Annotated in this window: 31 protein-coding genes; 15 read left to right on the top strand and 16 right to left on the bottom strand. The window is 69.3% G+C overall.

From position 1 onward, the window contains the following. Positions 1-103: 103 nt before the first annotated feature. The 3 genes from L0C25_RS14945 to glmS all read right to left on the bottom strand — a co-directional run bounded on the left by L0C25_RS14945 (position 104) and on the right by glmS (position 3,958). Positions 104-1,531, bottom strand: a complete 1,428-nt coding sequence (locus L0C25_RS14945; RefSeq protein ID WP_271632470.1) for an NAD(P)H-hydrate epimerase — start codon at positions 1,529-1,531, stop codon at positions 104-106. Next, positions 1,531-1,995 (bottom strand): holo-ACP synthase, encoded by a 465-nt coding sequence (locus L0C25_RS14940; protein WP_333908542.1) that lies wholly within the window; start codon positions 1,993-1,995, stop codon positions 1,531-1,533. Before L0C25_RS14940 ends, L0C25_RS14945 begins: the two co-directional genes overlap by 1 nt. A gap of 115 nt (positions 1,996-2,110) precedes the next feature. Continuing rightward, complete coding sequence (glmS, locus tag L0C25_RS14935) at positions 2,111-3,958, bottom strand: glutamine--fructose-6-phosphate transaminase (isomerizing) (protein ID WP_271632469.1); 1,848 nt, start codon at positions 3,956-3,958, stop codon at positions 2,111-2,113. Between the two features lie 77 nt (positions 3,959-4,035). Here glmS and coaA point away from each other — a divergent pair, with 77 nt between their 5' ends. After that, the gene (gene coaA / locus L0C25_RS14930) at positions 4,036-4,995 is read left to right on the top strand and encodes a type I pantothenate kinase (protein ID WP_271632468.1); all 960 of its coding nucleotides are present in this window, start codon (positions 4,036-4,038) and stop codon (positions 4,993-4,995) included. A 6-nt stretch (positions 4,996-5,001) separates the two neighbouring features. On the opposite strand, the gene L0C25_RS14925 is transcribed toward coaA, so the two are convergent. Beyond that, positions 5,002-5,763, bottom strand: a complete 762-nt coding sequence (locus L0C25_RS14925) for an SDR family NAD(P)-dependent oxidoreductase (RefSeq protein ID WP_271632467.1) — start codon at positions 5,761-5,763, stop codon at positions 5,002-5,004. Positions 5,764-5,816: 53 nt separating this feature from the next. Between L0C25_RS14925 and L0C25_RS14920 the strand changes: the two genes are divergently transcribed. Further along, positions 5,817-6,173, top strand: coding sequence for a MerR family transcriptional regulator (locus L0C25_RS14920; protein ID WP_271632466.1), 357 nt, complete (start codon positions 5,817-5,819; stop codon positions 6,171-6,173). Between the two features lie 8 nt (positions 6,174-6,181). Here the strand turns inward: L0C25_RS14920 and L0C25_RS14915 are convergent, their stop codons facing one another. After that, complete coding sequence (locus tag L0C25_RS14915) at positions 6,182-7,315, bottom strand: serine hydrolase domain-containing protein (protein WP_271632465.1); 1,134 nt, start codon at positions 7,313-7,315, stop codon at positions 6,182-6,184. Between the two features lie 122 nt (positions 7,316-7,437). Between L0C25_RS14915 and L0C25_RS14910 the strand changes: the two genes are divergently transcribed. Continuing rightward, positions 7,438-7,707 carry a type II toxin-antitoxin system VapB family antitoxin gene (locus tag L0C25_RS14910; RefSeq protein WP_271632464.1) on the top strand — a complete coding sequence of 90 codons (270 nt, stop codon included), beginning with the start codon at positions 7,438-7,440 and terminating at the stop codon, positions 7,705-7,707. Then, on the top strand, positions 7,694-8,116 hold the full coding sequence (locus L0C25_RS14905) for a TA system VapC family ribonuclease toxin (protein WP_271632463.1): 423 nt from the start codon (positions 7,694-7,696) through the stop codon (positions 8,114-8,116). The genes L0C25_RS14910 and L0C25_RS14905 overlap by 14 nt, the downstream gene beginning before the upstream one ends. A gap of 13 nt (positions 8,117-8,129) precedes the next feature. Here the strand turns inward: L0C25_RS14905 and L0C25_RS14900 are convergent, their stop codons facing one another. The 5 genes from L0C25_RS14900 to rplM form a co-directional block, all read right to left on the bottom strand. Further along, positions 8,130-9,128 (bottom strand): GNAT family N-acetyltransferase, encoded by a 999-nt coding sequence (locus L0C25_RS14900; RefSeq protein WP_271632462.1) that lies wholly within the window; start codon positions 9,126-9,128, stop codon positions 8,130-8,132. 51 nt (positions 9,129-9,179) lie between these two features. Beyond that, positions 9,180-9,647, bottom strand: a complete 468-nt coding sequence (locus tag L0C25_RS14895; protein ID WP_271632461.1) for an NUDIX hydrolase — start codon at positions 9,645-9,647, stop codon at positions 9,180-9,182. A 98-nt stretch (positions 9,648-9,745) separates the two neighbouring features. Next, positions 9,746-11,092: a phosphoglucosamine mutase gene (glmM, locus tag L0C25_RS14890; protein WP_271632460.1), complete on the bottom strand. Its 1,347-nt coding sequence runs from the start codon at positions 11,090-11,092 to the stop codon at positions 9,746-9,748. Positions 11,093-11,106: 14 nt separating this feature from the next. After that, complete coding sequence (gene rpsI / locus L0C25_RS14885; protein ID WP_271632459.1) at positions 11,107-11,628, bottom strand: 30S ribosomal protein S9; 522 nt, start codon at positions 11,626-11,628, stop codon at positions 11,107-11,109. A 32-nt stretch (positions 11,629-11,660) separates the two neighbouring features. Beyond that, positions 11,661-12,104: a 50S ribosomal protein L13 gene (rplM, locus tag L0C25_RS14880; protein WP_271632458.1), complete on the bottom strand. Its 444-nt coding sequence runs from the start codon at positions 12,102-12,104 to the stop codon at positions 11,661-11,663. Positions 12,105-12,561: 457 nt separating this feature from the next. On the opposite strand from rplM, the gene L0C25_RS14875 reads away from it, so the two are divergent. The 4 genes from L0C25_RS14875 (at position 12,562) to L0C25_RS14860 (ending at position 15,392) form a co-directional block, all read left to right on the top strand. After that, the gene (locus tag L0C25_RS14875) at positions 12,562-13,884 is read left to right on the top strand and encodes a citrate synthase (protein ID WP_271632457.1); all 1,323 of its coding nucleotides are present in this window, start codon (positions 12,562-12,564) and stop codon (positions 13,882-13,884) included. Positions 13,885-13,976: 92 nt separating this feature from the next. Further along, entirely contained in the window at positions 13,977-14,480 is a 504-nt protein-coding gene (locus tag L0C25_RS14870; RefSeq protein ID WP_271632456.1) for a hypothetical protein, read from the top strand. A 66-nt stretch (positions 14,481-14,546) separates the two neighbouring features. Then, a complete protein-coding gene (locus tag L0C25_RS14865; RefSeq protein WP_271632455.1) occupies positions 14,547-14,957 on the top strand; it encodes a hypothetical protein in 411 nt (136 codons plus the stop codon). A gap of 87 nt (positions 14,958-15,044) precedes the next feature. Next, positions 15,045-15,392 (top strand): VOC family protein, encoded by a 348-nt coding sequence (locus L0C25_RS14860; protein ID WP_271632454.1) that lies wholly within the window; start codon positions 15,045-15,047, stop codon positions 15,390-15,392. Here the strand turns inward: L0C25_RS14860 and L0C25_RS14855 are convergent. Together L0C25_RS14855 and L0C25_RS14850 are read right to left on the bottom strand one after the other, a co-directional pair. Further along, positions 15,370-16,575, bottom strand: a complete 1,206-nt coding sequence (locus tag L0C25_RS14855) for an MFS transporter (RefSeq protein ID WP_271632453.1) — start codon at positions 16,573-16,575, stop codon at positions 15,370-15,372. The two genes, L0C25_RS14860 and L0C25_RS14855, sit on opposite strands and share 23 nt — an antisense overlap. Positions 16,576-16,600: 25 nt before the next feature. After that, positions 16,601-17,212, bottom strand: coding sequence for a mycothiol-dependent nitroreductase Rv2466c family protein (locus L0C25_RS14850; protein ID WP_271632452.1), 612 nt, complete (start codon positions 17,210-17,212; stop codon positions 16,601-16,603). Positions 17,213-17,251: 39 nt separating this feature from the next. Here L0C25_RS14850 and L0C25_RS14845 point away from each other — a divergent pair, with 39 nt between their 5' ends. The 3 genes from L0C25_RS14845 (at position 17,252) to L0C25_RS14835 (ending at position 19,000) form a co-directional block, all read left to right on the top strand. Next, a complete protein-coding gene (locus tag L0C25_RS14845; protein ID WP_271632451.1) occupies positions 17,252-17,746 on the top strand; it encodes a MarR family winged helix-turn-helix transcriptional regulator in 495 nt (164 codons plus the stop codon). A gap of 111 nt (positions 17,747-17,857) precedes the next feature. After that, positions 17,858-18,487, top strand: coding sequence for a GNAT family N-acetyltransferase (locus L0C25_RS14840; protein ID WP_271632450.1), 630 nt, complete (start codon positions 17,858-17,860; stop codon positions 18,485-18,487). A gap of 72 nt (positions 18,488-18,559) precedes the next feature. Then, positions 18,560-19,000, top strand: a complete 441-nt coding sequence (locus L0C25_RS14835; protein WP_271632449.1) for a hypothetical protein — start codon at positions 18,560-18,562, stop codon at positions 18,998-19,000. Between the two features lie 64 nt (positions 19,001-19,064). On the opposite strand, the gene L0C25_RS14830 is transcribed toward L0C25_RS14835, so the two are convergent. Continuing rightward, positions 19,065-20,744, bottom strand: a complete 1,680-nt coding sequence (locus tag L0C25_RS14830; protein ID WP_271632448.1) for an ABC-F family ATP-binding cassette domain-containing protein — start codon at positions 20,742-20,744, stop codon at positions 19,065-19,067. Between the two features lie 126 nt (positions 20,745-20,870). Between L0C25_RS14830 and L0C25_RS14825 the strand changes: the two genes are divergently transcribed. Both L0C25_RS14825 and L0C25_RS14820 read left to right on the top strand, forming a co-directional pair. Beyond that, complete coding sequence (locus tag L0C25_RS14825) at positions 20,871-21,479, top strand: hypothetical protein (RefSeq protein WP_271632447.1); 609 nt, start codon at positions 20,871-20,873, stop codon at positions 21,477-21,479. A 54-nt stretch (positions 21,480-21,533) separates the two neighbouring features. Beyond that, positions 21,534-22,337 carry an endo alpha-1,4 polygalactosaminidase gene (locus L0C25_RS14820; protein ID WP_271632446.1) on the top strand — a complete coding sequence of 268 codons (804 nt, stop codon included), beginning with the start codon at positions 21,534-21,536 and terminating at the stop codon, positions 22,335-22,337. Positions 22,338-22,344: 7 nt separating this feature from the next. On the opposite strand, the gene L0C25_RS14815 is transcribed toward L0C25_RS14820, so the two are convergent. After that, positions 22,345-23,616 carry a purple acid phosphatase family protein gene (locus L0C25_RS14815; protein ID WP_271632445.1) on the bottom strand — a complete coding sequence of 424 codons (1,272 nt, stop codon included), beginning with the start codon at positions 23,614-23,616 and terminating at the stop codon, positions 22,345-22,347. Positions 23,617-23,820: 204 nt separating this feature from the next. On the opposite strand from L0C25_RS14815, the gene truA reads away from it, so the two are divergent. Both truA and L0C25_RS14805 read left to right on the top strand, forming a co-directional pair. After that, positions 23,821-24,633, top strand: coding sequence for a tRNA pseudouridine(38-40) synthase TruA (truA, locus tag L0C25_RS14810; protein WP_271636837.1), 813 nt, complete (start codon positions 23,821-23,823; stop codon positions 24,631-24,633). 83 nt (positions 24,634-24,716) lie between these two features. Then, positions 24,717-25,313 carry a class I SAM-dependent methyltransferase gene (locus L0C25_RS14805; protein ID WP_271632444.1) on the top strand — a complete coding sequence of 199 codons (597 nt, stop codon included), beginning with the start codon at positions 24,717-24,719 and terminating at the stop codon, positions 25,311-25,313. A gap of 144 nt (positions 25,314-25,457) precedes the next feature. Here the strand turns inward: L0C25_RS14805 and L0C25_RS14800 are convergent, their stop codons facing one another. Both L0C25_RS14800 and L0C25_RS14795 read right to left on the bottom strand, forming a co-directional pair. Beyond that, positions 25,458-26,021, bottom strand: a complete 564-nt coding sequence (locus L0C25_RS14800; protein ID WP_271632443.1) for a hypothetical protein — start codon at positions 26,019-26,021, stop codon at positions 25,458-25,460. A gap of 136 nt (positions 26,022-26,157) precedes the next feature. Continuing rightward, positions 26,158-26,721: a hypothetical protein gene (locus L0C25_RS14795; protein WP_271632442.1), complete on the bottom strand. Its 564-nt coding sequence runs from the start codon at positions 26,719-26,721 to the stop codon at positions 26,158-26,160. Positions 26,722-26,755 lie beyond the last annotated feature (34 nt).

Here is a 26,755-nt window from a genome sequence, read left to right as displayed (position 1 = left end):
TCGATTCTCTCAGGTGCGCCTTTGCGTACCGCACACTGCCCGCGCTCCCGCCCCGTGGGCATGACGTTTCTGCCCTTGTCTCGCGAGGAATCGGGCTGAAACGTCATGCCCACGGGGCGGGGGTGGCGGGTGCGGACAGGACGGCCGCGGTTGCGGCCGGAATCGCCCCCGCGACGTCTCCGGCCGTGATCGGCCGACCGTACTCGGCGGCGCGCCGGCTCGCCGCACCGTGCAGCCAGGCGGCCAGGGACCCGGCGTCGCGAGCAGGAAGTCCGGCGGCGAGCAGCGAGCCGGCGAGTCCCGCGAGTACGTCGCCCGCACCGGCCGTCGCGAGCCAGGGCGTACCCGTCGAAACGACCCGGGTCGGTCGATCGCGTTCGGCGATCAGGGTGTTGCTGCCCTTGAGCAGCACGGTCGCGTCGAGCCGCTCGGCTGCTTGCCGGGCGTACGCGAGCGGCGCGGCCTCGACGACCGAGCGCTCGACGTCGAGCATTCGCGCGAGCTCACCCGCGTGCGGTGTGAGCAGCGCGCCGCGAACCATGCCGGGCCGCCAGTACGCGAGCGCGTCGGCATCGACGACGACCGGCACCTCGTCGGCCGCGGCGGCCCGCAGCGCCGAATCGGCACGGTCGGCAGTACCGGACCCGACGACCCAGGCCTGCACACGTCCGCGCCCCGCCACCGCCTCCGGCCGACGGGCGACGATCTCGGCCGCGACGGAGTCCGGCCCGCCGAAGCGAACCATGCCCGCCGGACCCGCCTGCGCACCGCGAACGCACAGCTCGGCCGCGCCGGCGTAGCGGTCGGATCCCGCGTCGACACCGACGACGCCGCGGGTGTACTTGTGCGACTCTCCCGACGGCAACGGGTACGCGGCGCGTACGTCGGCCGACTCGACGGACTCGAGCCCGGCCTCGTCGAGGTACGGCACGAGGCCGATGTCGACGAGCTGGACCCAACCGGCTGCCCGTACCGCCGGCGCGGCCAGCAGCGCGGGTTTGTGGGTGCCGAACGTCACCGTGATATCGGCCGTGACGTGCGGTTCGGGCAGCGTCGCACCGTCGACGTCGACACCGCTCGGTACGTCGACCGCGACGACGTACGTGCCTGCGGCCCGCGCGTCCTCGATCAGCGTGCGCGCCGGGTCGCGCAAGCCGGGTCGCCCCCCGATGCCGACGACCCCGTCGACCAGCAGGTCGACACCGTCCCATGCGGGCTTGTCGGTACGTCGGGCGCCGGCCCGGAGCGCGGCCGCGAGTCCGTCGGGGTGCGCGGCCTCGGGTTTGAGGACGACGAGCTCGACCGCGGCCCCGCGAGAGGCGAGCCGTGCGGCCGCGTACAGCGCATCGCCACCGTTGTCGCCGGAGCCGACCAGGACAACGACTCGGGCGCCGTACACCGATCCGAGCACGTCGATGCACACGGCTGCCAGCCCGGCGGCGGCGCGTTGCATGAGAGCGCCGGCAGGCAGCGTCGCCATCAGGGCCGCCTCTGCGCGGCGTACCGACTCGACCGTGTGCGCGTACCGCATCAGCCCTCCCGACCTGATGGTCGCGCTCGTCGACCCGCTCGTTCCTCGCTCTCTCCTCGCCCCTCCAGACTTGATGGTCGCGCTCGTCGACCCGCTCGTTCCTCGCTCTCTCCTCGCCCCTCCAGAACGACGACCGACGACGCGATCCCGCCGTCATGGGAGATCGACACGTGCGAGCTGACGACGCCGAGCTCCGTTGCCCGCGCGAGCACCGTGCCGCGCATCGCGAGCCGTGGCTGTCCGGAGTTCTCGACGTACGTCTCGACGTCGACCCAGTGGAGTCCGGCGGGAGCGCCGAGCGCCTTTGCGAGCGCCTCCTTGGCCGCGAACCTCCCCGCGAGCGAGCCCGGCGCCAGCTCCGCCTCGGCCGGCAGGAAGAGCCGCTCGACCACCGCGGGCGAGCGGCGCAGCGTCTCGGCGAAGCGCTCGATCTCGACCACGTCGATGCCGATCCCGACGATCATGGGCTCTCCCGCCCCGTGGGCCGGACGTTCGAGTGGGAAACGCCCGGCGTGTCGCGCTCGAACGTCCGGCCCAGCGGGCGGGAGCTCGAGCGAACGGGCGTACGCACGGGCGCGCTCACTCGACGGTGACCGACTTGGCCAGGTTGCGCGGCTGGTCGACGTCGTGACCGAGCCGATCGGCGAGCTCACACGCGAACAGCTGCAGCGGCACGGTCGCCACGAGCGGCTGCATCAGCGTCGGTACGCGCGGCAGCCGGATCAGGTGGTCGGCATACGGGACGACATGCTCGTCACCGTCCTCGGCCAGCACGATCGTGCGTGCCCCGCGGGCGCGGATCTCCTGCACGTTGCTGATGACCTTCTCGTTCAGCTGGTCGCGACCGCGCGGCGGGACGATCACGAACACCGGAAGGTCGTCCTCGATCAGGGCGATCGGCCCGTGTTTGAGCTCACCCGCGGCGAAACCCTCGGCATGGATGTACGCGAGCTCCTTGAGCTTCAACGCCCCCTCGAGCGCGACCGGGTAGCCCGCATGCCGGCCGAGGAACAGCACGGACCGCTTGTCGACCAGCTCGCGAGCAAGCTCGCGTACCTGCTCGCCGTCGTCGAGGACGCGCCGGATCGCCGCCGGGAGGCTCTCCAGCTCGTGCATGATCGCGGTGATCTCGTCGCCGAACTTCGCACCGCGTACCTGCGCGAGATACAGCCCGAGCAGGTAGCACGCGACCACCTGAGACAGGAAGCCCTTCGTCGACGCGACCGCGATCTCCGGGCCCGCGTGGGTGTAGATCACCGCGTCGGACTCCCGCGGGATGGTCGAGCCGTTGGTGTTGCAGATCGCGAGGACGTTGGCGCGCTGCGTACGAGCGTGGCGGATCGCCATCAGCGTGTCCATCGTCTCGCCGGACTGGCTGATGGCGACGACCAGAGTCGAGCGGTCGACGATCGGATCGCGATACCGGAACTCCGACGCCAGCTCGACCTCGCAGGGCACGCGGGTCCAGTGCTCGATCGCGTACTTCGCGACCAGACCGGCATAGAACGCCGTGCCGCACGCGATGATGATCACCTTGTCGATATCGCGCAGCTCGTCGTCGGACAACCGCATCTCGTCGAGCTGCAGGCTGCCGTCGGCGGCGTACCGGCCGAGCAACGTGTCGGCGACCGCCTGCGGCTGTTCGTCGATCTCCTTGAGCATGAACCAGTCGAAGCCGCCCTTCTCGGCGGCAGAGGCATCCCAGTCGACGTGGTACGTGCTCGGCTCGACCGACTCACCGGAGAAGTCGGTGACCGAGATCGCGTCGGCGGTGATCGCGACGACCTGATCCTGGCCGAGCTCGACGGCCTCGCGGGTGTAGTCGATGAACGCGGCGACGTCGGAGGCGAGGAAGTTCTCACCGTCACCGCGTCCAGCGACGAGCGGTGAGTTGCGGCGCGCCCCGACCACGAGGCCCGGCTGCTCGCCATCGGCGATCACCAGCGTGAACGCCCCCTCGAGTCGGCGAGCGACCGCGCGTACCGCCTCGGCGAGGTCGTCGCCCGCCGGTCCGATCTCCTCGGCAAGCAGGTGGGCGACGGTCTCGGTGTCGGTCTCGGAGGCGAACTCACGGCCCTTCGCCTCCAGCTCGGCACGTAACTCGGCGAAGTTCTCGATGATGCCGTTGTGTACGACCGCGAACCGTCCCGACGAGTCGAGGTGGGGGTGCGCGTTCAGGTCGTTCGGGGCACCGTGGGTCGCCCAACGGGTGTGCCCGATGCCCGTGTGCGCGGTCGGCAGCGGTGCCTCTGCGAGCAGCTTGTCGAGATTTGTCAGCTTCCCTGCGCGCTTGCGCGAGACCAGGCCGCCGGGCGTGACGAGCGCGACCCCCGCGGAGTCGTACCCGCGGTACTCGAGCCTGCGCAACCCGCCGACGACGACGTCTTGGGCAGACCGCGAACCCGCGTACCCGACGATTCCACACATGCCCGACAGCCTACCCAGTGGCGTCTCTCTCCGATGCGCTGCGCCGCACGCCACGGGGGCACGGGACAATGGTCGCCATGGCGGACCCCTCGATGTCCCGGCACGACACGTCCCCGTACGTCGAGCTCGACCGATCCGACTGGTCCCGGCTCGCCGACGGAACGTCGCAACCGCTGTCGGAGAAGGAGATCGACGCGGTTCGCGGACTCGGCGACGAGCTCGACCTCGACGAGGTACGCGAGGTGTACCTCGCGCTGACCAAGCTGATCCTGATGCGGGTACGACTCGCGCACGAGCTGCACGCCGCTACCGAGCGCTTTCTCGATCGACCGCAGCCCCAGCGCACGCCGTACGTCATCGGACTCGCCGGGTCGGTCGCCGTCGGCAAGTCCACGACGGCGCGGCTGCTCCGCGAGCTGCTCTCGCACACGGCCCCGAAGGCAAGGGTCGACCTCGTCACCACCGACGGGTTCCTGTTGCCGAACGCCGAGCTGCGTCGACGCGAGCTGCTCGAACGCAAGGGCTTCCCCGAGTCGTACGACCGCAAGGCCCTGTTGCGGTTCGTGATGAACGTCAAGTCCGGCCGCGAGGTGATCGAGGCGCCGCTGTACTCACACCTGAAGTACGACGTGACCGACGACGTCGTGACGCTCGACCACCCCGACATCGTGATCGTCGAGGGCCTCAACGTGCTGCAGCCCGCACGGATGCGCGGAGACGGACGCCCAGGGCTGGCGATCAGCGACTTCTTCGACTTCTCGATCTACGTCGACGCGTCCCACCGCGACATCCGGCAGTGGTACGTCAACCGGTTCCTGCGCCTGCGCGAGACGGCGTTCCGCGACCCCGCGTCGTACTTCGTGCGGTACGCAGGGCTCGACCACAACCAGGCGATCGAGCGGGCCGAGACGCTGTGGGACACGATCAACGGGCCCAACCTGAAGCAGAACATCGCACCGACCCGCGGCCGTGCGACGCTCGTGCTCCGCAAGGACTCCGACCACTCGGTGCGGTGGGTACGGCTGCGCAAGCTGTGATCGGGTTCAGGCGAGCGCGAACCCACCGTCCACGCCGATCACCTGACCGGTGACCCAGGCAGCGGACGGATCGCACAGGGCGACCACGATCGCCGCGATGTCGTCGGGGGAACCGCGGCGACCGAGCGGGATGCGCTCGCGCTCGGTCGCCTTCACCTGTTCGATGGTGGCCTCCGACATCCCGCTGGCCGCGAGGGCATCGCTCTCCGTCGGGCCCGGAGCGACGGCGTTGACGCGGATACCGTCACCGGCGAGCTCGAGCGCCCAGCTTCGCGTCAGCTGCTCGAGTGCCGCCTTGGTCGCACCGTACTGCCCGATGTACGGCGCCGGCTTCGCGCCGAAGGTGCTCGACACGTTGACGATCACGCCCCAGGTCGCACGAAGGTGTTCCAGGGCCGCTCGCGCGACGAGAGTCGGCCCGAGCACGTTCGTCTCCCACATCTCGACCGCGTCCGCGCGTACGAACTCGTCGAGGCCGCCCGGGTGCATTGTTCCGGCGTTGTTCACGACGACGTCGATCCGGCCGTGCCGCTCGGCGGCGATGCGTACGGCTTCGTCGACGTCGGCGGCGGACGCCGCATCCGCGGTGAACGCACGGATATTGGCATGCGTTGACGCCGTCTCTGAGATCGGATCCGGTCTGCGCCCGGTGACGAGTACGTCCAAACCGACCGTGGCCAGGGCGAACGCCGTCGCGCGACCGATGCCCGACCCGCCCCCGGTCACGAGGGCGGTGCGTGCCGGCCGTTCTTCGGAATGAATCTCCATGGTGTCGACGCTAGGTACTGACACGGGTGTCAAGTGCAAGTCGGAGGATGCGGATGCGGATCGGACAGCTCGCCGAACGGACCGGCGCGAGCCGGCGGTCCCTGCGCTACTACGAGCAATGCGGGCTGATCTCCACGGTTCGAAGCCCCGCCGGTTGGCGCGAGTACGACGAGTCGGCCGTGCAGCGCGTAGGCAACATCACGGCGCTCCTCGGTCGCGGGCTGACGATCGAGGGGATCAAACGACTCGAGCCTTGTCTGAGGCTGCGAGACCTCAACGACTGCGACGAACCCGGCGACGCCGTTGAGACGTACGCCGAGCGGCTGGCGGTTGTCGAGGGTCGGCTGGCGGATCTGCAGAATCAGCGCGACCGCCTGGCGGACTCGCTGCACACGCTCCGCGGGGAGTGAGCCGACGATCACCCGTTGTCGCAGAGCGCGGTGACCATGGTGTTCGCACGGCCGAGGATCTCGCGTCCGCTCATGCCCGCACTGCCGTCTGCGAAGTTGAGCACGTTCATCCCGACGAACGCGTGCCTGCCGTCGTCGGTCGCCGCCGCGATCGTCTGGTAGCCGGGCCAGATGCCGTAGTGCCCGTACGCGACGCCGCCGCACGGCAACTCGAACTCGTCGACGCCGAGGCCGTACTTCGGCGCGCTTCCCGGCAGGTCGTTCGGCGTACGCATCTCGGGCAGGAGGGGTCGCGGTACCACCGTGCCGTCCGCGAGAGCCTGCATGAACGCCGCCACATCGGCGCCGGTGGAGACGATCCCCCCGCCGCTGAGTCCCATCGACGGCTCGATCAGCTCTGTGACATCGAGGTACGCGAACTGCTGGCCGAAGTATCCGCGCACCTGCGGTCCGACGAGCTGCTTGTGCTGCGGTTCCGGCAGGTACGTGTCAGTGAGGCCGAGCGGCCCGATGATGCGGTCGTTCAGCTCCTGGTCGTACGACCTGCCCGTGACCTTCTCGATCAGCATTCCGGCGACGATGTAGTTGGTATTCGAGTATCGGTACTCCGTGCCCGGCTCGAACTCCGACGGCTTCTCCAGACCCCACGACGCGATCTCGGCCAGCGTGTGCGGACGGAACTGGTTGCGCGGGTCGAGCATCCGCTCGATCTGCAGGTAGTCGGGAATGCCACTGGTGTGCTGCAGCAGGTTGCGGACGGTGATCTCGGTGCCGTCGTTCGCGCCCTGAACGACGCCCGGAAGGTAGGTCTCGATCGGCTCGTCGAGATCGACCTCGCCCTCGTCGACAAGCTGCAACACGATCGACGCGGTGAACGTCTTGGTCAGACTCCCGACGCGGAACTTGTCGGTCGCCGTGATCGGCCGATCCTGTCCGATGGCAGCGGTGCCGCTGCTGACCGTCCACTCGTCGTCGCGATCTCCCGCCACGACGACACCTCCGGGTGCGGTCCAGTCGCTGCGCAGTGCGTCCAGGGACTCCTGGGTCGCGACGTGCGGATCGTCGGGTGCGCTCTGCGCGGGTGCAGCAACGGGTGCGACGAGTGCGATGGCGAGTGCGGCGGTGACGAGCGTACGTCTCATGGGGTCCTCGGGAATCGGTCGAGCGGCGGCGCCCGAGCGTATGCCGACCGCGGCCCGCGTACGTACTGCGCCGACCGAGCATCCGCATCATGATGACAGTGGCGTGATGATATGATGCATCCATGCGTACGACGGTCAATATCGACGAGCATCTCCTCGCCGAGGCGAAGCTCATCGCCGCGCGCAGCCATCGCACCATCGGGTCGGTGCTGGAGGATGCGTTGCGAAGGCTGATCGACGAGTACGAGACACGGCAGACCGGCGAGCGCTACGAGCTGCCGCATTTCGAGTACGACCCGCCGGGCCTGCGACCGGGGGTCGACCTCTACGACAAGGACCAGATGGCGGAGCTACTGGGCGACGACGAACGCGACACCCGTGCTCTTCCTTGACGTCAACATCTGCGTCCACGCGATCCGATCCACCGAATCCGGGCGGATCGAGACCTGGCTGAGCGATCGGGTCAACGGCACCGAGCCGATCGGAGTCACCGAGTTCGTACTGGCGGCGATGACGCGGATCGTCACCCAACGGCGGATCTTCGCCGACCCGTCCACGCCGGAGGACTGCGTCCGGTTCGGCAACGCCCTGCTCGACGCCCCCGCCGTCAGTGCCGTTCGACCCGGCGCGCGGCATTGGTCGATCTTTGGCGAGCTGGTCACGACACACCGACTGCGGGGTAACGACGTGCCCGACGCGTACCTCGCGGCGATCGCGATGGAGCACGGGGCGACGTTCGTGACGCTCGATCGTGCTTTCGCCCGGTTCCCGGGCCTTCGTACGCTCGATCCGCTCGCCTGACGACCGGGGCGAGTCAGAGCTCGATCCGGAACTCACCCAGGTAGTCAACCAGCCGAAACCCGAGCCGCTCGTTGACGGCGATCATCGGTGCGTTCTCCTCGGCGTTGAACGTGTGCAGCACGGTACGCGGCCCGAACGCGTCGGCGGCCTCGCCCAGGTTGCGCGCCTTGAGGGCAATGCCGAGTCGATGGCCGCGATGCGCGGCGAGCACCAGGGTGTCCCACTGGAACGCGTTCGCCTCGTCGGTGCCCGGGACGACGAGCTGGCTGTGCCCGGCCACAGCGCCGTCGGGCGCGATGGCGATCGCGGTGTACAGCACGCGTTCCTGTGCCTCGAGCTCGGCCTCCTCGTGTCGCACCCGCTCGGCGTCGTAGTCCTCACGCTCGAAACCGGCTCCGCCGTCGGGTGCGTCGAGCAGGATGCGGGCACGCAGGTCCGCGTACTCGTCGATCCATTGCTCGGGGCAGGTGCCGTGCCACGCGATGATCCGGTACGCGGCGTGCCGCGCTGCAACCGCGTCGCTCAGAGAGCCCATCTCATCGACATCGATCGGGAGCTCGAGGATGCGGTGCGCGTTCGTCAGCAGGAGGCCGTAGCCCGCCGACTCCAGCGCACGGCTCTTCGGGCTCGTCCGTTCGTCACGACTCACGCCCGCCATGACGTGAACGGCCGACCGGCCGTGCCTGCGTGCCAGATCGTGGAACGCGTCCAGGAGCGCGGCAACACCGACGTCGTCCGCGCGCGACGGCAGGATGCTCAGGTCGGCCCACACCATCGTGGTGTTGTCGCGCTGGGGAAACCACGCCTCGGCGACGCCGACCAACACGCCGTCTGCGGCACGAGCACCGAGCATGCGCAGCACCGACCACGGATCGGGCGTCCGTGCCGCGGTGCGGTACTCCTGCCAGGTCCACGGCGTCGCGTACGGCCGGGCGGCGGCGTCGGCAAGGGTCACGTCGTGGGCCTCGCGCAACGCGGTGTCGTCGAACAGGTCGACGGTCTCGATCGTCACGCGCGTCAGCGTACGGATGGGTACGCGCCGCCGCACCCGGTTTGTCGACGGTCAGCGTACGAAGTGCGCAGCGGGCACGTCGTCGAGTGCGGCGGCGATGCGCTCGTGGAACTCGTCGCGCATCGACGGCAGCGCGTCGCGCTCGAACCAGCCGACCTCGACCGACTCGTCGTCGCCGACCTGCGCCTCTCCCGCGACGTAACGGCACCGGAACGTCAGGTCGAGGTACGCGGCGAGGTCGCCGTTCGCATGTGCGCGCAACGGGGCCACGCCCACGCCCGCGATGCGTTCGGCCTCGGCGACGACACCGGTCTCCTCGAGCACTTCGCGGATCGCAGCACGGGCCGGCTGCTCCTCCGGGTCGACGATCCCGGTGACGGGTGTCCACTCACCGCTGTCGGCGCGGCGTACCAGCAGCACCCGGGTGCCGTCGAGGACGACCGCGGTCACTCCGGGAAGCCACAGCGGCGCATGGCCGATCTTCTCGCGCAGCGCGAGAATGAAGTCGGGGGTCGGCATGGCCGCCACCGTACCCGGGCCTCCAGCGACCCGATCCGCGCGACCTCAAATAGACATTTGTCATGCCCTGGCATAACAAATGTCTATTTGACCAACCACTACAGCGAGAGCGTCTCGCGTACGACGCCCGCCAGCTCGCCCGCGACACCCTCCGCCGTCTCCCGCGAGGTGGCCTCGACCATCACGCGTACGACCGGCTCGGTGCCCGACGGCCGCAGGAGTACGCGACCGTCCGCACCGAGGCGCTCCTCGGCCGCGGCGACCGCGGCGACGAGGCGGGGTTCGATCTGGGTACGGGTCTTGTCGACGCCGTCGACGTTGACCAGCACCTGCGGGAGTCGGGTCATGGCGCCCGCGAGCTCACCGAGCGAGCTGCCGGTACGCGCCATGCGTACGGCGAGCTGGAGCGCGGTCAGCACGCCGTCACCCGTCGTCGCGTGGTCGGACATGATCACGTGACCGGACTGCTCGCCGCCCAGGTTGAACCCGCGCGACCGCATGGCCTCCAGGATGTAGCGATCGCCGACGGCGGTCTGTACGACCTCGATGCCGGCGGCGGTCATCGCCTGCACGAACCCGAGGTTGGTCATCACCGTGCCGACGACGGTGTCGTCGACGAGTTCACCGTCGTCGTGCCTGGCGAGCGCCAGGATCGCCAGGATCTGGTCGCCGTCGACGAGGTTGCCCTCGGCGTCGACCGCCAGGCACCGGTCGGCGTCACCGTCGAACGCGAAGCCCGCGGCCGCACCATGCTCGACGACCGCGGCCAGCAGCTGCTCCATGTGCGTCGAACCGCAGCCGTCGTTGATGTTGATGCCGTTGGGCGCAGCGTTGATGGCGATCACGTCCGCCCCGCACGCACGGAGCACCTCGGGCGCTACCTGGCTGGCGGCACCGTTGGCGCAGTCGACCACGATCGTGAGCCCGTCGAGCCAGACGTCGGCCGTACCGATCAGGTGGCGGACGTACGTCGCGCGCGCCGTGTCGCTGAGGCCGACTCGCCCGACCCGAGCCCCGGTCGGGCGGTCCCACGGCTCACGGAGGCGCCGCTCGATCGCGTCCTCGACGGAGTCGTCGAGCTTGTGACCGCCACGGGTGAGGAACTTGATGCCGTTGTCGGGCATCGGGTTGTGGCTGGCCGAGATCATCACGCCGATATCGGCCTCGAGCGCCGCGGTGAGGTACGCGACGCCGGGCGTCGGCAGGATGCCGATCCGATGGACGTCGACACCGGCAGAAGCAAGGCCCGCGACGACCGCGGACTCCAAGAACTCACCGGAGGCGCGGGAATCGGTGCCGATGACCGCGACCGGCCGCTGGTCGGCGAACGCACCTGCCTCGCCGAGCACATGCGCCGCCGCCACCGCGAGGTCGACCGCGACCTCGGCGGTCAGATCGCGGTTGGCGACCCCGCGAACCCCATCGGTGCCGAACAACCGGCCCACGATGCCGCCGGGAATCAGCGCTTGCTGTACTGCGGCGCCTTGCGGGCCTTCTTCAGACCGGCCTTCTTGCGTTCCTTGACGCGCGCGTCACGGGTCAGCAGGCCGGCCTTCTTCAGCGTCGGACGGTTCGCGTCGGCGTCGACCGAGTTGAGCGCGCGAGCAACACCGAGGCGCAGCGCACCCGCCTGGCCGGTGATGCCGCCGCCGCTCACGCGGGCGATCACGTCGAACCGGTCGGAGAGCTCGGCGAGCACGAACGGCTCGTTGACGATCTGCTGGTGCAGCTTGTTCGGGAAGTAGCCGGCGAGGTCGCGACCGTTGACCGACCACTGACCGCTACCGGGGACGATGCGAACGCGCGCGATCGCCTGCTTGCGCCGACCGGTCGCCGCCGCCGGGGCGATCGTCGCCGGGCGAAGGGGAGCATCGGCCGACGCCGCGCTCTCGGAGCTGTACGCCACACCGCGGTCGTCGGTGGTGTACTCGACGGCCTCGGCCTCTGTCTCGGCGGCGGTCTGCGATGTCGTGTCTGCCACGGGGTTCCTCACTCGGACTTACGGGTCGGGCTCTACTGAGCGATCTGGGTGATCTCGTACGGCTGCGGCTGCTGCGCCTTGTGCGGATGCTCCGGGCCGCCGTACACCTTGAGCTTCTTCATCAGGGCGCGGCCGAGACGGTTCTTCGGCAGCATGCCCCAGACCGCCTTCTCGACGACCTTCCGCGAGTCCTTCTCGAGCAGGTCGCCGACCGATGCCGACTTCAGCCCGCCCGGGAAACCGCTGTGCCGGTACGCCACCTTGTCGGCGCGCTTGTTGCCCGACAGTGCGACCTTGTCCGCGTTCACGATGACGACGAAGTCGCCGGTATCGAGATGCGGCGCGAACGTCGGCTTGTGCTTGCCGCGTAGCAGCGTCGCAGCCTGGACGGCGAGCTTGCCGAGCACGACGTCTTCGGCGTCGATGACGCGCCACTCACGCTGGACGTCGCCAGGCTTCGGGCTGTACGTAGGCACGGTGGTTGACCTTCGTTTCGAATCGATGAGTCTGTCTGGCCCACCCAGAGCGCATCGGCCAGTCAACCGGATTGCCGCAGGCGGGAGTTCGTCGGCGATGAGCACAACGACCACTCAGGGTACCTCCCGAGGCTGGAGGCGGTCAAAACGGGGAGCGGTCGACGGATGTTTACCATGTAAACATGGTAAACAGTCACCGTGCATGCCGAATTCGCCGTGCAATGCAGCCGCTTGCCATGCAGAGCGCGTCGGTCGGCCCGTCGTACGTACGCGGCCGCAGCCCCTCGTGCGCGTACGCGCACCCCCCATCGTCCCACCATCCGATCGGGTTTAGGTTGGACTCCACTAAAGAATCTAAGACGCAAGACGTCCTGAGCTGGGTTGCGCAACCGCGGACTTGTCGGTCGGGGCGTTCCGGCCTGCGACCGCGGGCCCTGAGACCCCTAGGAGAGCCGTCGTGTCACAAGACACTGCCTCCGCTGGCACCGCTGCCGGCTCCTCGTTGACCGTCCGCGACAACAGGACGGGCACGGAGTACGAAATTCCCATCACCGACGGCGCCATCCGGGCGTCCGACCTCGGCAAGATCAAGACCGAAGGCGACGAACCCGGAGTGGCCGTCTACGACCCCGGCTTCACCAACACCGCATCGTGTCGTAGTGCCGTCACCTACATCGACGGCGACAAGGGCATCCTCGAGTACCGCGGATACCCGATCGAGCAGCTCGCCGAGAAGTCGAACTTCCTCGAGGTCGCGTACCTGCTGATCCACGGCGAGCTCCCCACGAAGAACGAGTACGAGACGTGGCAGCACGAGATCACGTTCCACACCTTCGTGCACGAGAACGTCAAAGACCTCATGCAGGCGTTCCGCTACGACGCACACCCGATGGGCATGCTGCTGTCGGGCGTCGGAGGACTGTCGACGTTCTATCCCGAGGCGCGCAACATCTTCGACACCGAGGCGCGCCACCTGCAGATCGTGCGCATGATCGCGAAGATGCCCACTCTCGGAGCGTGGGCATTCCGGCATGCGCAGGGCAAGCCGTACATCTACCCCGACAACGAGCTCGGGTACGCCGAGAACTTCCTCGCCATGCTGTTCAAGATGAGCGAGCCGAAGTTCGTCGCCGACGAGCGGCTCGTGAAGGCGCTCGAGGTGCTGTTCATCCTGCACGCCGACCACGAGCAGAACTGCTCGGCCAACGCCGTCCGCTCGGTCGGCTCGAGCCAGGTCGACCCGTACTCCGCCGTCTCGGCGGGCATCGCCGCTCTCTACGGCCCGCTGCACGGCGGGGCGAACGAGGCGGTGCTGCGGATGCTGCGTCGGATCGGCAGCAAGGACAAGGTGCCGGAGTTCATCGAGGGCGTGAAGGAGGGCAAGGAGCGCCTGATGGGCTTCGGCCACCGCGTCTACAAGAACTACGACCCGCGGGCCACCATCATCAAGAAGGCCTGCGACGACGTCTTCGCGGTCACGGGCGTCAACCCGCTCCTCGAGATCGCCGTCGAGCTGGAGAAGATCGCGCTCGAGGACGAGTACTTCGTCTCCCGCAAGCTCTACCCGAACGTCGACTTCTACTCGGGTCTGATCTACGAGGCGCTGCAGTTTCCGCCGGAGATGTTCACCGTGCTGTTCGCGATCCCGCGTACGGCCGGGTGGCTGGCCCAATGGCTCGAGCTGGTCGACGACAAGGACCAGAAGATCGCGCGACCGAAGCAGATCTACACCGGCGACCGTACGCTCGACTTCACCCCTCGCGAGCAGCGCTGGGCGTGAGCTGAGCCAAGCGTCGACGTGGCGGGTTTCTCGGCGGTATCGCAGTGGCGATGCCGTCGAAGACCCGCCACAATTGTTTCCGAGGTGAGTTCATGACCACGTGGGGACCAACCAAGGCGGGCACGAGACCCGTCGTACGTGACGGTTCCACCGTCGCGACCCTGAGCCCGGCGGCCCAGCGCGACGACGCGCAGGTCGAGATCGGCGGTGCGAGGTGGCTGTTCTACGCCGCTCGTGGCGCGCTCTGGGCCGAACGCAGCGGCGCGGAGAAGCCTACGCTGCAGGCCGTCCGCAAGGGCCGCAGGTCGTGGCGGATCCAGACCGCCGACGTCGCGTACGACGTCGAACGCTCGGGCGCTCGCCGCTACGTGGTACGCCGCGACGGGAGCGAGATCGGCACCGCGTCGGGCGGCCGGCCGGCACGCGCCGCGGTCGAGATCTCGATCGGCATCCCGGTCGAGCACGAGGTGTTCCTGCTCTGGCTCGTCGGCGCGAAACACCGCGGCGCCAAGCACACCGCCGGCCCCGGTGCCTCCACGATGGGACCGAGCCCGAGTGCGTTCGACGGTGGGTTCGCCGCCGGCGGCGGGATGTAGGTGCCGACACTCGAATGGGGACGCCGTTCGGCGGGCGTTGTACCGATCACCGGGGACGGTCGCGAGGTGGCTTCGGTCCGCCCGGCGTCGATGCGCGAACGGGCCGAGGCACAGATCGACGGCCGGCAGTGGACGTTCCGCAAGCAGCACGGCGAACTGGTCGCCGGGCTCGCCGGCGAGCCCGAACCGCGGCTGGTCGCATCGCGCCCCTCCGTGTTGCGGCAGGCATGGGACATTCGGACCGGCGCGCGCACGTACCGCATCGAGCCGATGGGGTTCCTGCACAGCGGATTTCGCGTACTCCGCGACGGGTCGGAGGTCGGCACAGGCGGCAAGGCGAGTTTCTGGAGCAACCGTCCGACGCTCGACGTCGATCCGGCGATCCCGCAGGCCGAGCAGGTCTTCCTGCTCTGGGTCTCGTTCATCATGCGGCGCCGCGCGACCGCGGCGGCGTCCTCGTCGAGCGGCGGAGCCTGACCCGGGCCCATCCGATTCGTACAAGCGCGCGCCCCAGCCCGGCGATAGCGTTCCGACGTGATCGCCGACAGCAGCAGGAGGCCTCCGATGTCCGTCCGCCGCGTGATGCCCGATATCCGTTCGGATGCAATGACCGAGAGCCGGGAGTTCTACGGCCTGTTGGGATTCGAGGAGGTCATGAACCTCGGCTGGGTCATGACGCTCGCGTCCCCGTCCAATCCGACGGCGCAGGTCACGTTCATGACCCACGACGAGAGCGGGCCCGTCGTACCCGATATGAGCGTCGAGGTCGACGACGTGGACGCCGCCTACACGGCCGTCCTCGAGAGCGGTGCGGAGATCGTGCATCCCTTACAGGACGAGGAGTGGGGCGTTCGCCGCTTCTTCGTCCGCGACCCGAACGGTCGCGTGGTCAACGTACTCGCCCACCAGTGACCGAGACCGGGTGGTCGTCTGCGTCGGCGGCCAAGCGTCGCTGGCCCCACGCGACGACCGGGGACAGCGCGAGCGAGACCACGACGAAGACCGCGCCGAGCACCAGCCACCCTGGCCCCGACCAACCGAGTACGAGGGCCGCGAGCGCCAGCGGCCCGAGCGCACGCGCGACCGGCACCCCGCAGCCGTAGAGCCCCTGCCACTGGCCGGGCCGATCGGGGTCGGCGAGTCCGAACCCGATCTCCCAGGAACCGGCCGCGAGGAATACCTCACCGACGACCTGCAACGCGATACCGAGCAGGAGCACGAGTCCGGCGAGCACGGCCGACGACGGCGCAGCGGCCGCCCAGAACGCGAGGCAGGCCGCGAGCAGCAACAGTCCGGCCCGACGTACGCTCGCGACGGCTCCGGCAAGGTCGGACACGCGGCGAGCGGCGGGCACCTGCAGGGCGAGTACGCCGAGCGTGTTGGCCACGAACAGCACCGCAACCATCCAGCCCGGAGCACCCGTACTGTGCGCGATGTACAGGGGAAGCGCAACGCTCAGCATCGGCATGTACAGATAGAGCACCGCGTTGAGACCGGCCGCGACGACGTACGGACGGTCGCGGAGCACGGCACCACGCGTCGTCGCGTTCGCACGCGCGGGCGCCACGCTCGGCAGGCGCAGCAGGAGCAACGCGCTGCACCCGAACGCAACAGCATCGATCGCGATGACACCCACGTACGCCCACGTCGCTCCGACGTAGAGCGCGAGGCCGCCGAGGCCGGCACCGAACGCGATGCCTCCGTTGACGATCGACTGCAGGCGCGCACGTACGACGACGCGCTCGGCCGGCGACACGAGCCGCACCAGCAGGGCCTGGCGTATCGCCGACGCCGCGCTCTGCGCCACCGCGTACAACGACATCGCCACGACCAGTACGACCGTCGACGGCGCGAGCACGAACAACAGCAGCGCGAGACCGGTGAGCAGCGACAATACGACCGCGCTGCCGCGGAGACCGACCCGATCGCCGAGCTGCCCGATCGGTGTCGTCAGCAGGAATCCGATGGTCCACGAGACGGTGAGCGCGGCGCCAAGTTGGGCAGCGGACAGCCCGACGACGTGTGCGAAGAACAGGGCCGACGCGACGTAGAAGCTGCCGTCGCCGACGGCGCTCGCGAGCTGCGACCTGGTCATCGCCACGACGGCGGTAGAGGTCGACTCAGGCGACGGCGAGCGCATTGTCGTCTCGGTGCCGCTTGAGCTCGCTGAAGTGCGGCGAGGCGATGAGCGTACGCAGACCGTCGAACATCGCGAGCGCGTCGTCGCCACGCGGGATGCCCGTGAGCACGGGACCGAAGAATGCGTGCCCGTCGAGCACGACGACCGGTGTTCCGGCCTCCTCGCCGACCGCGTCCTGCCCCTCGGCGTGGCGCTTGCGCACCACCGCGTCGAGCGACGAGTCGTGCGCCGCCGCGGCGAGCTCGCCCGGCAGGTCCGTCTCGGCGAGCGCCGCGGCCAGCGCAGCGTCGACATCGCGGCTGCGCTCGACGTGCCACCGGCGACCGAACGCGGTGTACAGCTCACGACTCACGCCCGCGTCGTGCCGCTCGGAGACGGCGGCGAACACCCGCGCCGGACCCCACGCACGGTCGTTGAACTCGCGGTACCACGCCTCCAGCTCCCGATGCTCGTTGAGCACCGACAGGCTCATGATCCGCAGCTCCAGCTCGATCGACCGCTGCCGTTCGACCTCGAGCAACCAGCGTGAGGTGATCCACGCGAACGGGCAGGACGGGTCGAAGTACATCGTCACCACAGTCGTATCTTCCATGGAAGATAATTTAGTTTCCCTGGAAGGTATAGTCAAGGGGTGGACGACGACGCGGTTGCGAGGATCGTGGACCAGTGGCGCGCCGAACGCCCCGATCTCGACCCCGATCCGATGCTGGTGATCGGGCGGATCGGCCGTCTTGCGGAGACGATCGACGGCCTCCTCCGGCCGCCCTTCGCCGCAGCGCAGCTCGGCAACGGCGACTTCGACGTGCTGGCGGCACTGCGCCGTGCGGGCTCCCCGTACACGTTGACGCCCGGCGAGCTGAGCCGCGCGATGCTGGTGACGACCGGAGCCGTGACCAAGCGGATCGACCGGCTCGAGCGGCGGGCGCTCGTCGAGCGCGCGGTTGCGGCGGGCGATGCTCGTGGCCGACTCGTCACCCTCACTCCGCGTGGCGTCCAGCTCGTCGACGACCTCATTGCCGACCACCTCGACCGAGAGCGCGAACTGCTCGCCGGTCTGAGCGACGCGCAGTGTGCCCGGCTCGCCGACCTGCTCGGCCGGCTGTCCGCGGCGCTGGAGTCACCCTGACGCAGGCACGGACCACGAGTCGCCGCGCAGGAGCCTACCCGCGGTCACAGCGTGTGTGCGGCGTACGCTGCGAGAACCACGGGGGCGCGTGTACGACCTCGAGGAGGCTGCATGACGTACGAGCTGGTGCCGGCGAGTTCGTTGGACGGCGACCAGACTCGAGTGCTGCGGGCGATCTACGAAGCCGGCTGTCCCGCCGACCAACGCACCGCGTGGAGCAGGCTGTTGGCGGACGGCGAGAATGCCGACGACGCGCTCGCGCTGTTGCACGACGATGTCCCCGTCGGCCTCGCACTGATCCGCGCAGTTGCCGATACCAGCACCGTCGTCGTGCGGCAGCTCCTCATCGACGGCTCACAACGCGGTCACGAGCTGGGTGAGGTGCTGTGGCGGTACGTGACCGGCTACGCCACCGACCGTGGCTTCTGCCGACTCGTTTGGGACGTCGCGCAACCCGACGAGCCACCCACCGAGCCGGGCGACCGAGAGGTGCAGTTGCGGAGGATCGGCATCTACGAACGTGTCGGTGGCTCGCTGCAGCCGATCGGCGAGTACGTAGGGTCCGACGACGGCGGCACCTGGCGGATCCCGATGCGACTCGTGGCAACCTCGCTCGACGGCTCGGCGCTGGCCGCCGACACCCGCGAGCTGCGCCGGCTCGCCCTGGACGCCTACGCCTACCGGCACGAGCCCGCCGCCGAAGCGGGCGTACGCACGTCTTCGTCGGTCGATGACGACTGAGCATCCACAGGCGATCGAGGGCCGACTGTGGACGACCGACACCATCGACGTACCGCGCGGCACGCTGACGGCATGAACGACAACCACCACCCCCGGCCCGACCAGCTACCTCCGATCCGCACCCCTCGTGACCTGCACGCACGCTGGCGCACCTTGATGGGCGAGCTCGGGTTCTCCGACCGCACGCTGTGGGTGACCTTCCTCGAGCCCGACGGCGCGATGGTGCCGCACATCGTGCAGGTCGCCGAGCTGCCGACCTACCCGACGGCACCGAACCTCGACTCGCTGATCGAGGTCTGCGGCCGCGAGCTGGACATCCTCGGCGCCGGGGCCGCCGTCGCGATGCTGCTGTCGCGGCCTGGGCATGACGTGCTGACCGACGCCGACCGGGCCTGGGGCGCGGGCATCGCGGCAACAGCCCGCGCACACGACGTACGAGCGCATCCGCTCCACCTCGCGAACGACGAGGCCGTGCGGGTGCTGGCGCCCGACGACCTGATCGGCGCGGCCTGATCGCCCCGGTGAGCATGACGTTTCGGTTGTCCCAAAACGATGTGGGCCGTCCGAAACGTCATGCTCAGGGGCGGGCGCGCTCGACCCGAGCCTCGTCCCATACCGGTTCGTCGCTCTCGTACACCGAGCCGTCGGCACCGAACACCAGGTAGCGGTCGAACCCGCGCGCGAACCAGCGGTCGTGGGTCACCGCCAGCACCGTGCCGTCGAACTGGTCGAGGCCCTCCTCGAGCGCCTCGGCCGACTGGACATCGAGGTTGTCGGTCGGCTCGTCGAGCAGCAGCAGCGTCGCGCCCGACAGCTCCAGCAGCAGGATCTGGAACCGCGCCTGCTGCCCGCCCGACAGCGCCTCGAAGCGCTGCTCGGCGGCTCCCGCCAGCTCGTAACGGTCGAGCTTGCGCGATGCGAGCTCGCGCCCCATGCCGTCGCGACGGGCATCACCGCGATGCAGGACCTCGAGCAGCGTCCGTCCCAACAGCTCGGGATGGGCGTGCGTCTGCACGAACCACCCCGGTCGTACGCGCGCGCCGAGCCGTGCGCGTCCCTGGTGGCGTACCGGCTCGATCGCCACCTCGCCGACCGGGCGATGCTCGACGTCGGGGTCGGAGCCACCGGCTGCGAGGAGCCGCAGGAAGTGCGACTTGCCGGAGCCGTTCGACCCGAGCACGGCGACCCGCTCGCCGTACCAGACCTCGAGGTCGAACGGCTTCATCAGCCCGGTGAGTTCAAGTCCCTCGCAGATCACGGCGCGCTTGCCCGTACGCCCACCGGTCAGCCGCATCGAGACCTTCTGCTCACGCGGGATCGCTTCGGGGGGCCCGGCCTCCTCGAACTTGCGCAACCGGGTCTGAGCGGCCTGATAGCGCGCGGCCATATCGGAGTTGTACGCCGCCTTCTGCTTGTACATCACCACCAGCTCACGGAGCTTCGTATGCTCCTCGTCCCAGCGTCGCCGCAGCTCCTCGAGCCGCTCGAACCGGGCCGCGCGCGCATCGTGATACGTGCCGAAGCCCCCGGGATGCACCCACAGCGTGTTGCCCGCGGCGCCGAGCTCGATCGTCGCCACCCGGGTCGCGGTGTTGCTCAACAGCTCGCGGTCGTGGCTCACGTACAGCACCGTCTTGGCGGATGCGTTGATGCGCTCTTCGAGCCAGCGCTTGCCGGGTACGTCGAGGAAGTTGTCCGGCTCGTCGAGCAGCAGCACCTCGTCGGGTCCGCGCAGCAGCGCCTCGAGCACGAGCCGCTTCTGCTCGCCGCCCGACAGCGTCGTGAGCGAGCGCCACTTCGCGCGGTCGTACGGAACGCCGAGTGCCGCCGTGCAGCAGGTGTCCCACAGCACCTCGATGTCGTACCCGCCCGCGTCGGCGAACTCCGCTAGGGCGGTGGCGTACCGCAGCTGCGTCGCCTCGTCGTCTCGCTCCATCAGCTCCAGCTCGACCGCGTCGACGGCTGCGGTCGCCGCACGTACGCGCGGAGGCGCGACCGAGAGCAGCAGATCACGTACAGTCTCGCTCCCCTCGCCGACCAGCTGTCGCATCACGCCGAGTCCGCCGGTACGCGTCACGGCACCGGCGTGCGGCGCGAGCTCGGCGGTGACGATCCGGAGCAGCGTCGTCTTGCCCGCGCCGTTGGCCCCGACCAACGCGATCTTGGCGCCGTCGCCGACCCGAAGCGACACGTCGTCGAGCAGCACCCGACCATCGGGCAGCTCGTAGCGGATGCCGGCCAGATCGATATGTCCCACGAGAGACCAGTGTCCGGCATGGCCGGCCGCGAGGCGACCGAATTCCGGCGGATACCCACGCCGCGCGTTCGTGACCCCACCCGACCCTATGCTCGTCGCGAGCCGTCCCCGATCAGGAGACCGATCATGCGTCGTACCCAGCTGCCCGTAGCCGTCGCCGCGACCTGCCTGGTCGCCGGGAGCACCGCGTACGCGGGCGCGGCGAGTGCAAGCGCCGCCGACTCGAACCTTCCCGTGCCGAAGCACGTCCGGTGCTCGCACCAGGCGAACCCACCCGAGGAGCCCGTCGATCCCGACGGCCCACCGGTGATAGATATCGGCTCGACGACGATGCGGGTCGCGATCAAGAAGATGCGTGGCTTTCGCAGGAGCCACGAAGGCAAGAAGGTCTGCGTCTTCAAACGCGCGGCCCCGGGCGCCAGGCTGACGCTGTCCGCGACGTACCGCCCCGGCACCAGGGCCAAGATGACCAAGCGGTACTTCAAGGCACGGAGCAAGCCGGGGTTCACGTTGATCCGCCTCGGCAAAGGCAGCAAGGTGCCGTCCAGCAAGGGTAAGCGGACCGTGCTGGAATACACGTATCGCAAGCACGGCAAGCGGCAGCACGTCCGCGTCCACGGAGACTCGCGAGTCGTTTTCGCGGTCCGCTCGCCGCAGCGTACCTGGAAGGCGACCAAGCGATCGGCGAGCAAGCTCCGCCGCTCGATGAGAGTGCACTCCCTCACGGCCCTGTAGGGGCGACGCGAGCATCAGGTTCGGCTCGCCTGGCAGGATGGCGAGGTGCGCACGTTGCTGAGATCCGTCGTCCCGCCGTTGGCCGCCCTGCTCGCGTTCTCGCTCGTGTCGCCCGCGACCGCCGGCGTACACAAGCCGCCGGTCAACGGGCGGGCCGACTACCAGCTCGGCGGCGCGTACCGACCCGCGAAGGGCGTCGACATCGTCACCCGCGACCGTTCGGCCCTCCCGGCCAAGGGCCGCTACAACATCTGCTACGTCAACTCGTTCCAGACGCAGCCCGGATCGCTGCGCTGGTGGAAACGCCACCATCCGCGCCTGCTCTTGCGCAACCGGCGCGGTCAGTTGGTGCACGATCCCGGCTGGCCGGGCGAGGTCCTGCTCGACACCTCGGCCACGTCGAAGCGGCGCGCGATCGCACGCGCGCAGAAGCGTTGGTACGCCGGCTGCGCACGTACCGGCTTCGATGCCGTCGAACCCGACAACCTCGACTCGTGGACACGCTCGCGGCGGCTCCTGACCCGCCGCGACAACGTCGCGCTCGCCCGCCGGCTGACTCGGCTCGCCCACCACAACGGGTTGGCGATCGCGCAGAAGAACACGCCGCAGCTGAGCCGCCGGCAGTCGCGCAGGGTCGGCTTCGACTTCGCCGTGGCGGAGGAGTGCGAGGTCTATCGCGAGTGCGGCCGGTACACGCGTACGTACGGGCGCCGGGTCATCGAGATCGAGTACACCGACAACGGCCGCCGCGCGTTCAAGCGTGCCTGCCGCAAGCGTGGCGGCCGGATATCCGTACTACTGCGCGACCGTGACGTGGTGCCACGGGGCAATCCCGCCTATCGCTACCGCTGGTGCTAGGTCGTGTCTACCGCTTCAGCCGGAATCGGTCGATGACGTCGCCGACGTGCTCGTCGGTGCCGTCGCCCGTCGCGACGACGACCGAGCGGTACGTGAGCGCACCGCGGGTGATCCGGATCAGCTGGTACGTCGAGACGTCCTGCTCGGCTTCGACCCGCTTGGCTCCGTGTCGGGTCCAGTCGTTACGACCACGGTCGAGCGGATAGTACTTTCCTCCCGATACCGAGTCGGCGTACATCGGTCGCTTGCGCTCGCCGGCCTCGTGCGGGGCACCACGACGGAGATAGCCGCGCGCGTACACGTGATCGTGCCCCTGCAGGACCAGATCGGCGCCGCGCCGCTCGAGCGTCCTCAGCCAGGCCTTGCGCTGGGGGTTGCTGTCTCGGCCGACGGCGCCGGCGAAGATCGGCTTGTGGAACAGCACGACGGTCCAGCGGTGACCCGCCTTGCGGAGCTTGCGCGCGAGGTACCGGCGCTGTGCGCCGTCGGAGGTGTTGTTGGCGTCGAGCACGATGAACCGCACGCCCTGGTAGTCGACGCTGTACGCGGTCCGGCGCGGTCCGTTGCGGGGCAGTCGGAACAGTGCGCGGAACTGCCGCAGCTGCGGGTCGTCGCGCAGCTCGTGGTTGCCGACGGCCGGTAGCGAGCTCGTCGTACGCCGGTACGGCGCGAGTGCGCGGAACCAGTCGGTCCACTGTCGGTCGTCGGTCGGCTCGTCGACGAGGTCGCCGGCGTGCAGCATCAGGTCGACGCCGGGGCGATGCCGGAGTGCGCGGTCGGCCGCGCGGTTCCACGCGCCGCCGACGTTCTTCTGCGAGTCGCCGAAGTACGCGAACATCCAGGGTTGGTGCGGCCCGTGCGCCGTGCGGAACGTACGCCAGCCGGTCCATGCCCCTGGTCTGCCGACCCGGTAGCGGTAGCGCGTGTCGGGTCGCAGGCCGTGCACGACGGTGCGGTGGTGGCGCGAGGTGTACTGCCAGTCGGGGAAGGTGACCGTGCGGCTGCCGTTCGCCCGGACGACGCGCACCTTCGGGCGGCCGACGCGGCGGAGCTGGACCACGCCGCGTTTCGTGGACTTCCCCGTACGCCAGGAGAATGCCTGCGACGTACGCGGATGCGTCGCCACCGTCAGCATGACGCGGGTCGGGTGGGAGCCCGGCGCTGCGGCGCGCGTCGCGCCGCTGTCGGGTGCCTCGTCGGCCTGGCAGGCCGAGGCGATGAGCGCGACAACCGCGGCGGCCAACCCTGCGGCTCGCGCCGACGTACGTACCGTGGCCATCGGATACCTCCGATAGCACCGTAACCCAACAGATACGGTGTCGGCGTGCACCGGAGCGGCGAGGAGAGAGCGAGGGACGAGCGGCTCGACGAGCGCGACCAAAAACACCCCAGCGGCGAGAAGAGAGCAACGGACGAGCGGCTCGACGAGCGCGACCAAAAACACCCCAGCGGCGAGGAGAGAGCAACGGACGAGCGGGACCGGTTGCGCCGTTGGCGAATCGACCTCGGGTACGAGGGCACGGACTTCCACGGCTGGGCGACCCAGCCCGGGCTTCGGACGGTGCAGGCGACCCTCGAGGACGCGCTGGGCAAGGTTCTGCGACTGCCCGCTCCACCGACGACGGTCTGCGCCGGGCGTACCGACGCAGGCGTCCACGCTCGCGGTCAGGTCGTCCACGTCGACGTCGCCGATCGGTACGAGATCGAGCCGGCGCGGCTGCTGCATCGCCTCGCTCGGGTGCTGCCGAGCGACATCCGGGTAGGCGACGCGCGACCGGCTCCGGAGGGGTTCGACGCGCGCTTCGGCGCACTCCACCGGCGCTACGTGTACCGCCTCTGCGACGACCCGTCCGGGCCCGACCCGCTGGAGCGCCGCTACGTCGTCGCCCGCCGGCGTACGCTCGACGCCGACGCGATGCAACGGGCCGGACGGTTGCTGCTCGGCGAGCGTGACTTCGCCGCGTTCTGCAAGCGGCGGGCCGGCGCCACCACCGTGCGCACGTTGTTGCGGCTCGACACCGTACGCCGCGGCGCGCAGCTCGACGTGACGGTCGAGGCCGATGCCTTCTGCCACTCGATGGTTCGTTCGCTCGTCGGCGGTCTCGTCTCGGTCGGCGAGGGCCGACGCGACGCCGAGTGGGTCGCGGAGATCCTCGACGCGCAGGTCCGCAGCCCATACGTCACGGTGATGCCTGCGCACGGGCTCACCCTCGAGGAGGTCGTCTACCCCGCGGACGATCGCCTCGCCGCACGTACGTACGAGACCCGCCGTCGCCGCGACGAGCCCACGTCCTGACCCCGCTGCCCCGTGGGCATGACGTTTGCGAGGCGACACGCCGAGCTTCCCCACCCAAACGTCATGGCCACTACGCTGGCGCCGTGGGCGATCACTATTTCAGCGCGCAGCCCGCGGCCGGCGACGTACGACGCGACGTCAACGCGCACATCTGGGGTCGCGAATACACGTTCACCACCGCACGGGGCGTGTTCGCGCGCGACGGTCTCGACAAGGCGACCGCCGTTCTCCTCGACACCTGCGATCCGCCGCGTACGGCGCGCACGGTGCTCGACCTTGGGTGTGGCTGGGGACCCGTCGCGTGCGCGATCGCCCGCGAATGCTCCGACGTGGTCGTGCACGCGGTTGACACGAACGAGCGCGCCCTCGACCTGGTACGCCGCAACGCCGACCGGCTCGGCGTACGCGAGCGGGTGCTGGCGTACGCCCCTGATGAGGCGCCGGCCACGACGTACGACGAGATCTGGTCGAACCCGCCGATCCGGATCGGCAAGCCGGCGCTGCACGAACTGCTGCTGACCTGGCTCGCCCGGCTGTCGGACGGCGGCGTCGCGCGACTCGTCGTCGGCAAGAACCTCGGCTCGGACTCGCTCCAACGGTGGCTGATCGAGCGGGGCTATCCGACCGAGCGGATCACCAGCGCGAAGGGCTTCCGGGTGCTGGAGGCGCGGTCGTCCTGACATGACAGAGCGGTCCGTTCCTGACCTCCCCTGTACAGCCAGGAACGGACCCCTCACCGGTGGGATGCGCCGATGCACCCCGAGGTTCACCGGGAGTTCCGTGGCGTTCGCACACCCGGGTGTGCGAACGCCACAGAATCGACCTCAGTTGGCGGCAACCGCCTGCGAGAGGTGGCGGCGCTTCGGCCACCAGTCGTTCTTCGGCTGGCCGTGCGCACGGTTCTGCGATGCGCGCACCGCGGCGCGGATCTTGCCGACCTTGTGGTCGTACGCGCGATCCAGGCACCGACGCGGAGCCGAGAAGGTCACCACGTCCCGCTTGTAGTTGACGTGGAAGCGGAGCCCCTTGCAGGCGAGCGGGTCGCCCACCATCTTCCAGCGCCGCACCTTGCTGATGTGGTAGTCACCGTCGGAGCCGACCGGTCCCGCGATGATGAACTCCGGGCCCTTGCGCTTCGCGGCGATGTCGATGAACGCCGCCGCGCTCCCGCCGCGCACCTTCGGGCCGTACTTCAGGTTTCGGTGGGTCGACCGAACGCCCACTCGCGGCCCGTCGTTGTCGACGCGCACCGAGTGGATGTCCAAGCCACCCTTGATGTCCCCCTTCTTATCCTTGAACACCCCCGTGTCGGCACCTGCCGGCGCCGATACGGATGCTGCCAGTGCGATCGCCGCGATGACGGCGAGCGCGCTGCGTTTACGTACCATGTCGTTCCTCCAATGGTTCGACCCCCCAATGTGGTCACTCCTCTACGACGCCACATCCCGGCGCGGGTTTCAGGGGAATGGCCACATTGGCAGGATTTCGTGCTCGGGCGGCGCCCCGAGGCGCTCCACGGCACGGTCAGGCGCGTCCGACCGGCGGATGGAACCGGTGGAACCGCGGTGCCCAATCGGTGAGCGTCCCCGGACCGTGCCGGTTCTCCTGCGAGATCCGCACCGACACCCGGATGGCGTTGACCGGACGGTCGTACGCTCGGGCAAGGCACGGTCTCTTCGCGGCGAACCGGACGACGTCGCGCTTGTAGTTGACGCGGTACGTCATTTTGCAGCCGAGCGAGCGGCCGAAGTGGTTCCAGCCACGGAGCTTGCTCAGGTGGTAGTCGCCGTCGGAGCCGACCGGGCCGCCGATGATGAACTCCGGACCCTTGCGCTTGCCGTTGGTGTCGATGAACAGACTGGCGCCAAGCCCCGGCGCGTGCGGGCCGTACGTGAGGTTGCGATGGTGGCTGCGGATGTCGATCCACTTGCCGGTGTTGTCGACGCGCACCGAGCGGATGTCGACCTGACCCGACACATCGCCTCGCTTGTCCTTGACGACGGCGACGTCCGCGTCGGCGGGTGCGGCGACCGAGCCCGCTAATGCGATCGCGGCAATCCCGACCAGCGCAATTCTCGTGACTGACATGTGCTTTCTCCCCGTTGTGTCACGGCCCCCGATG

It is taken from the genome of Solicola gregarius (genome assembly GCF_025790165.1).
GTDB lineage: Bacteria > Actinomycetota > Actinomycetes > Propionibacteriales > Nocardioidaceae > Solicola > Solicola gregarius.
Note: the sequence above shows the minus strand (reverse complement) of the source record. Positions and strands in the feature narration are given on the sequence as shown.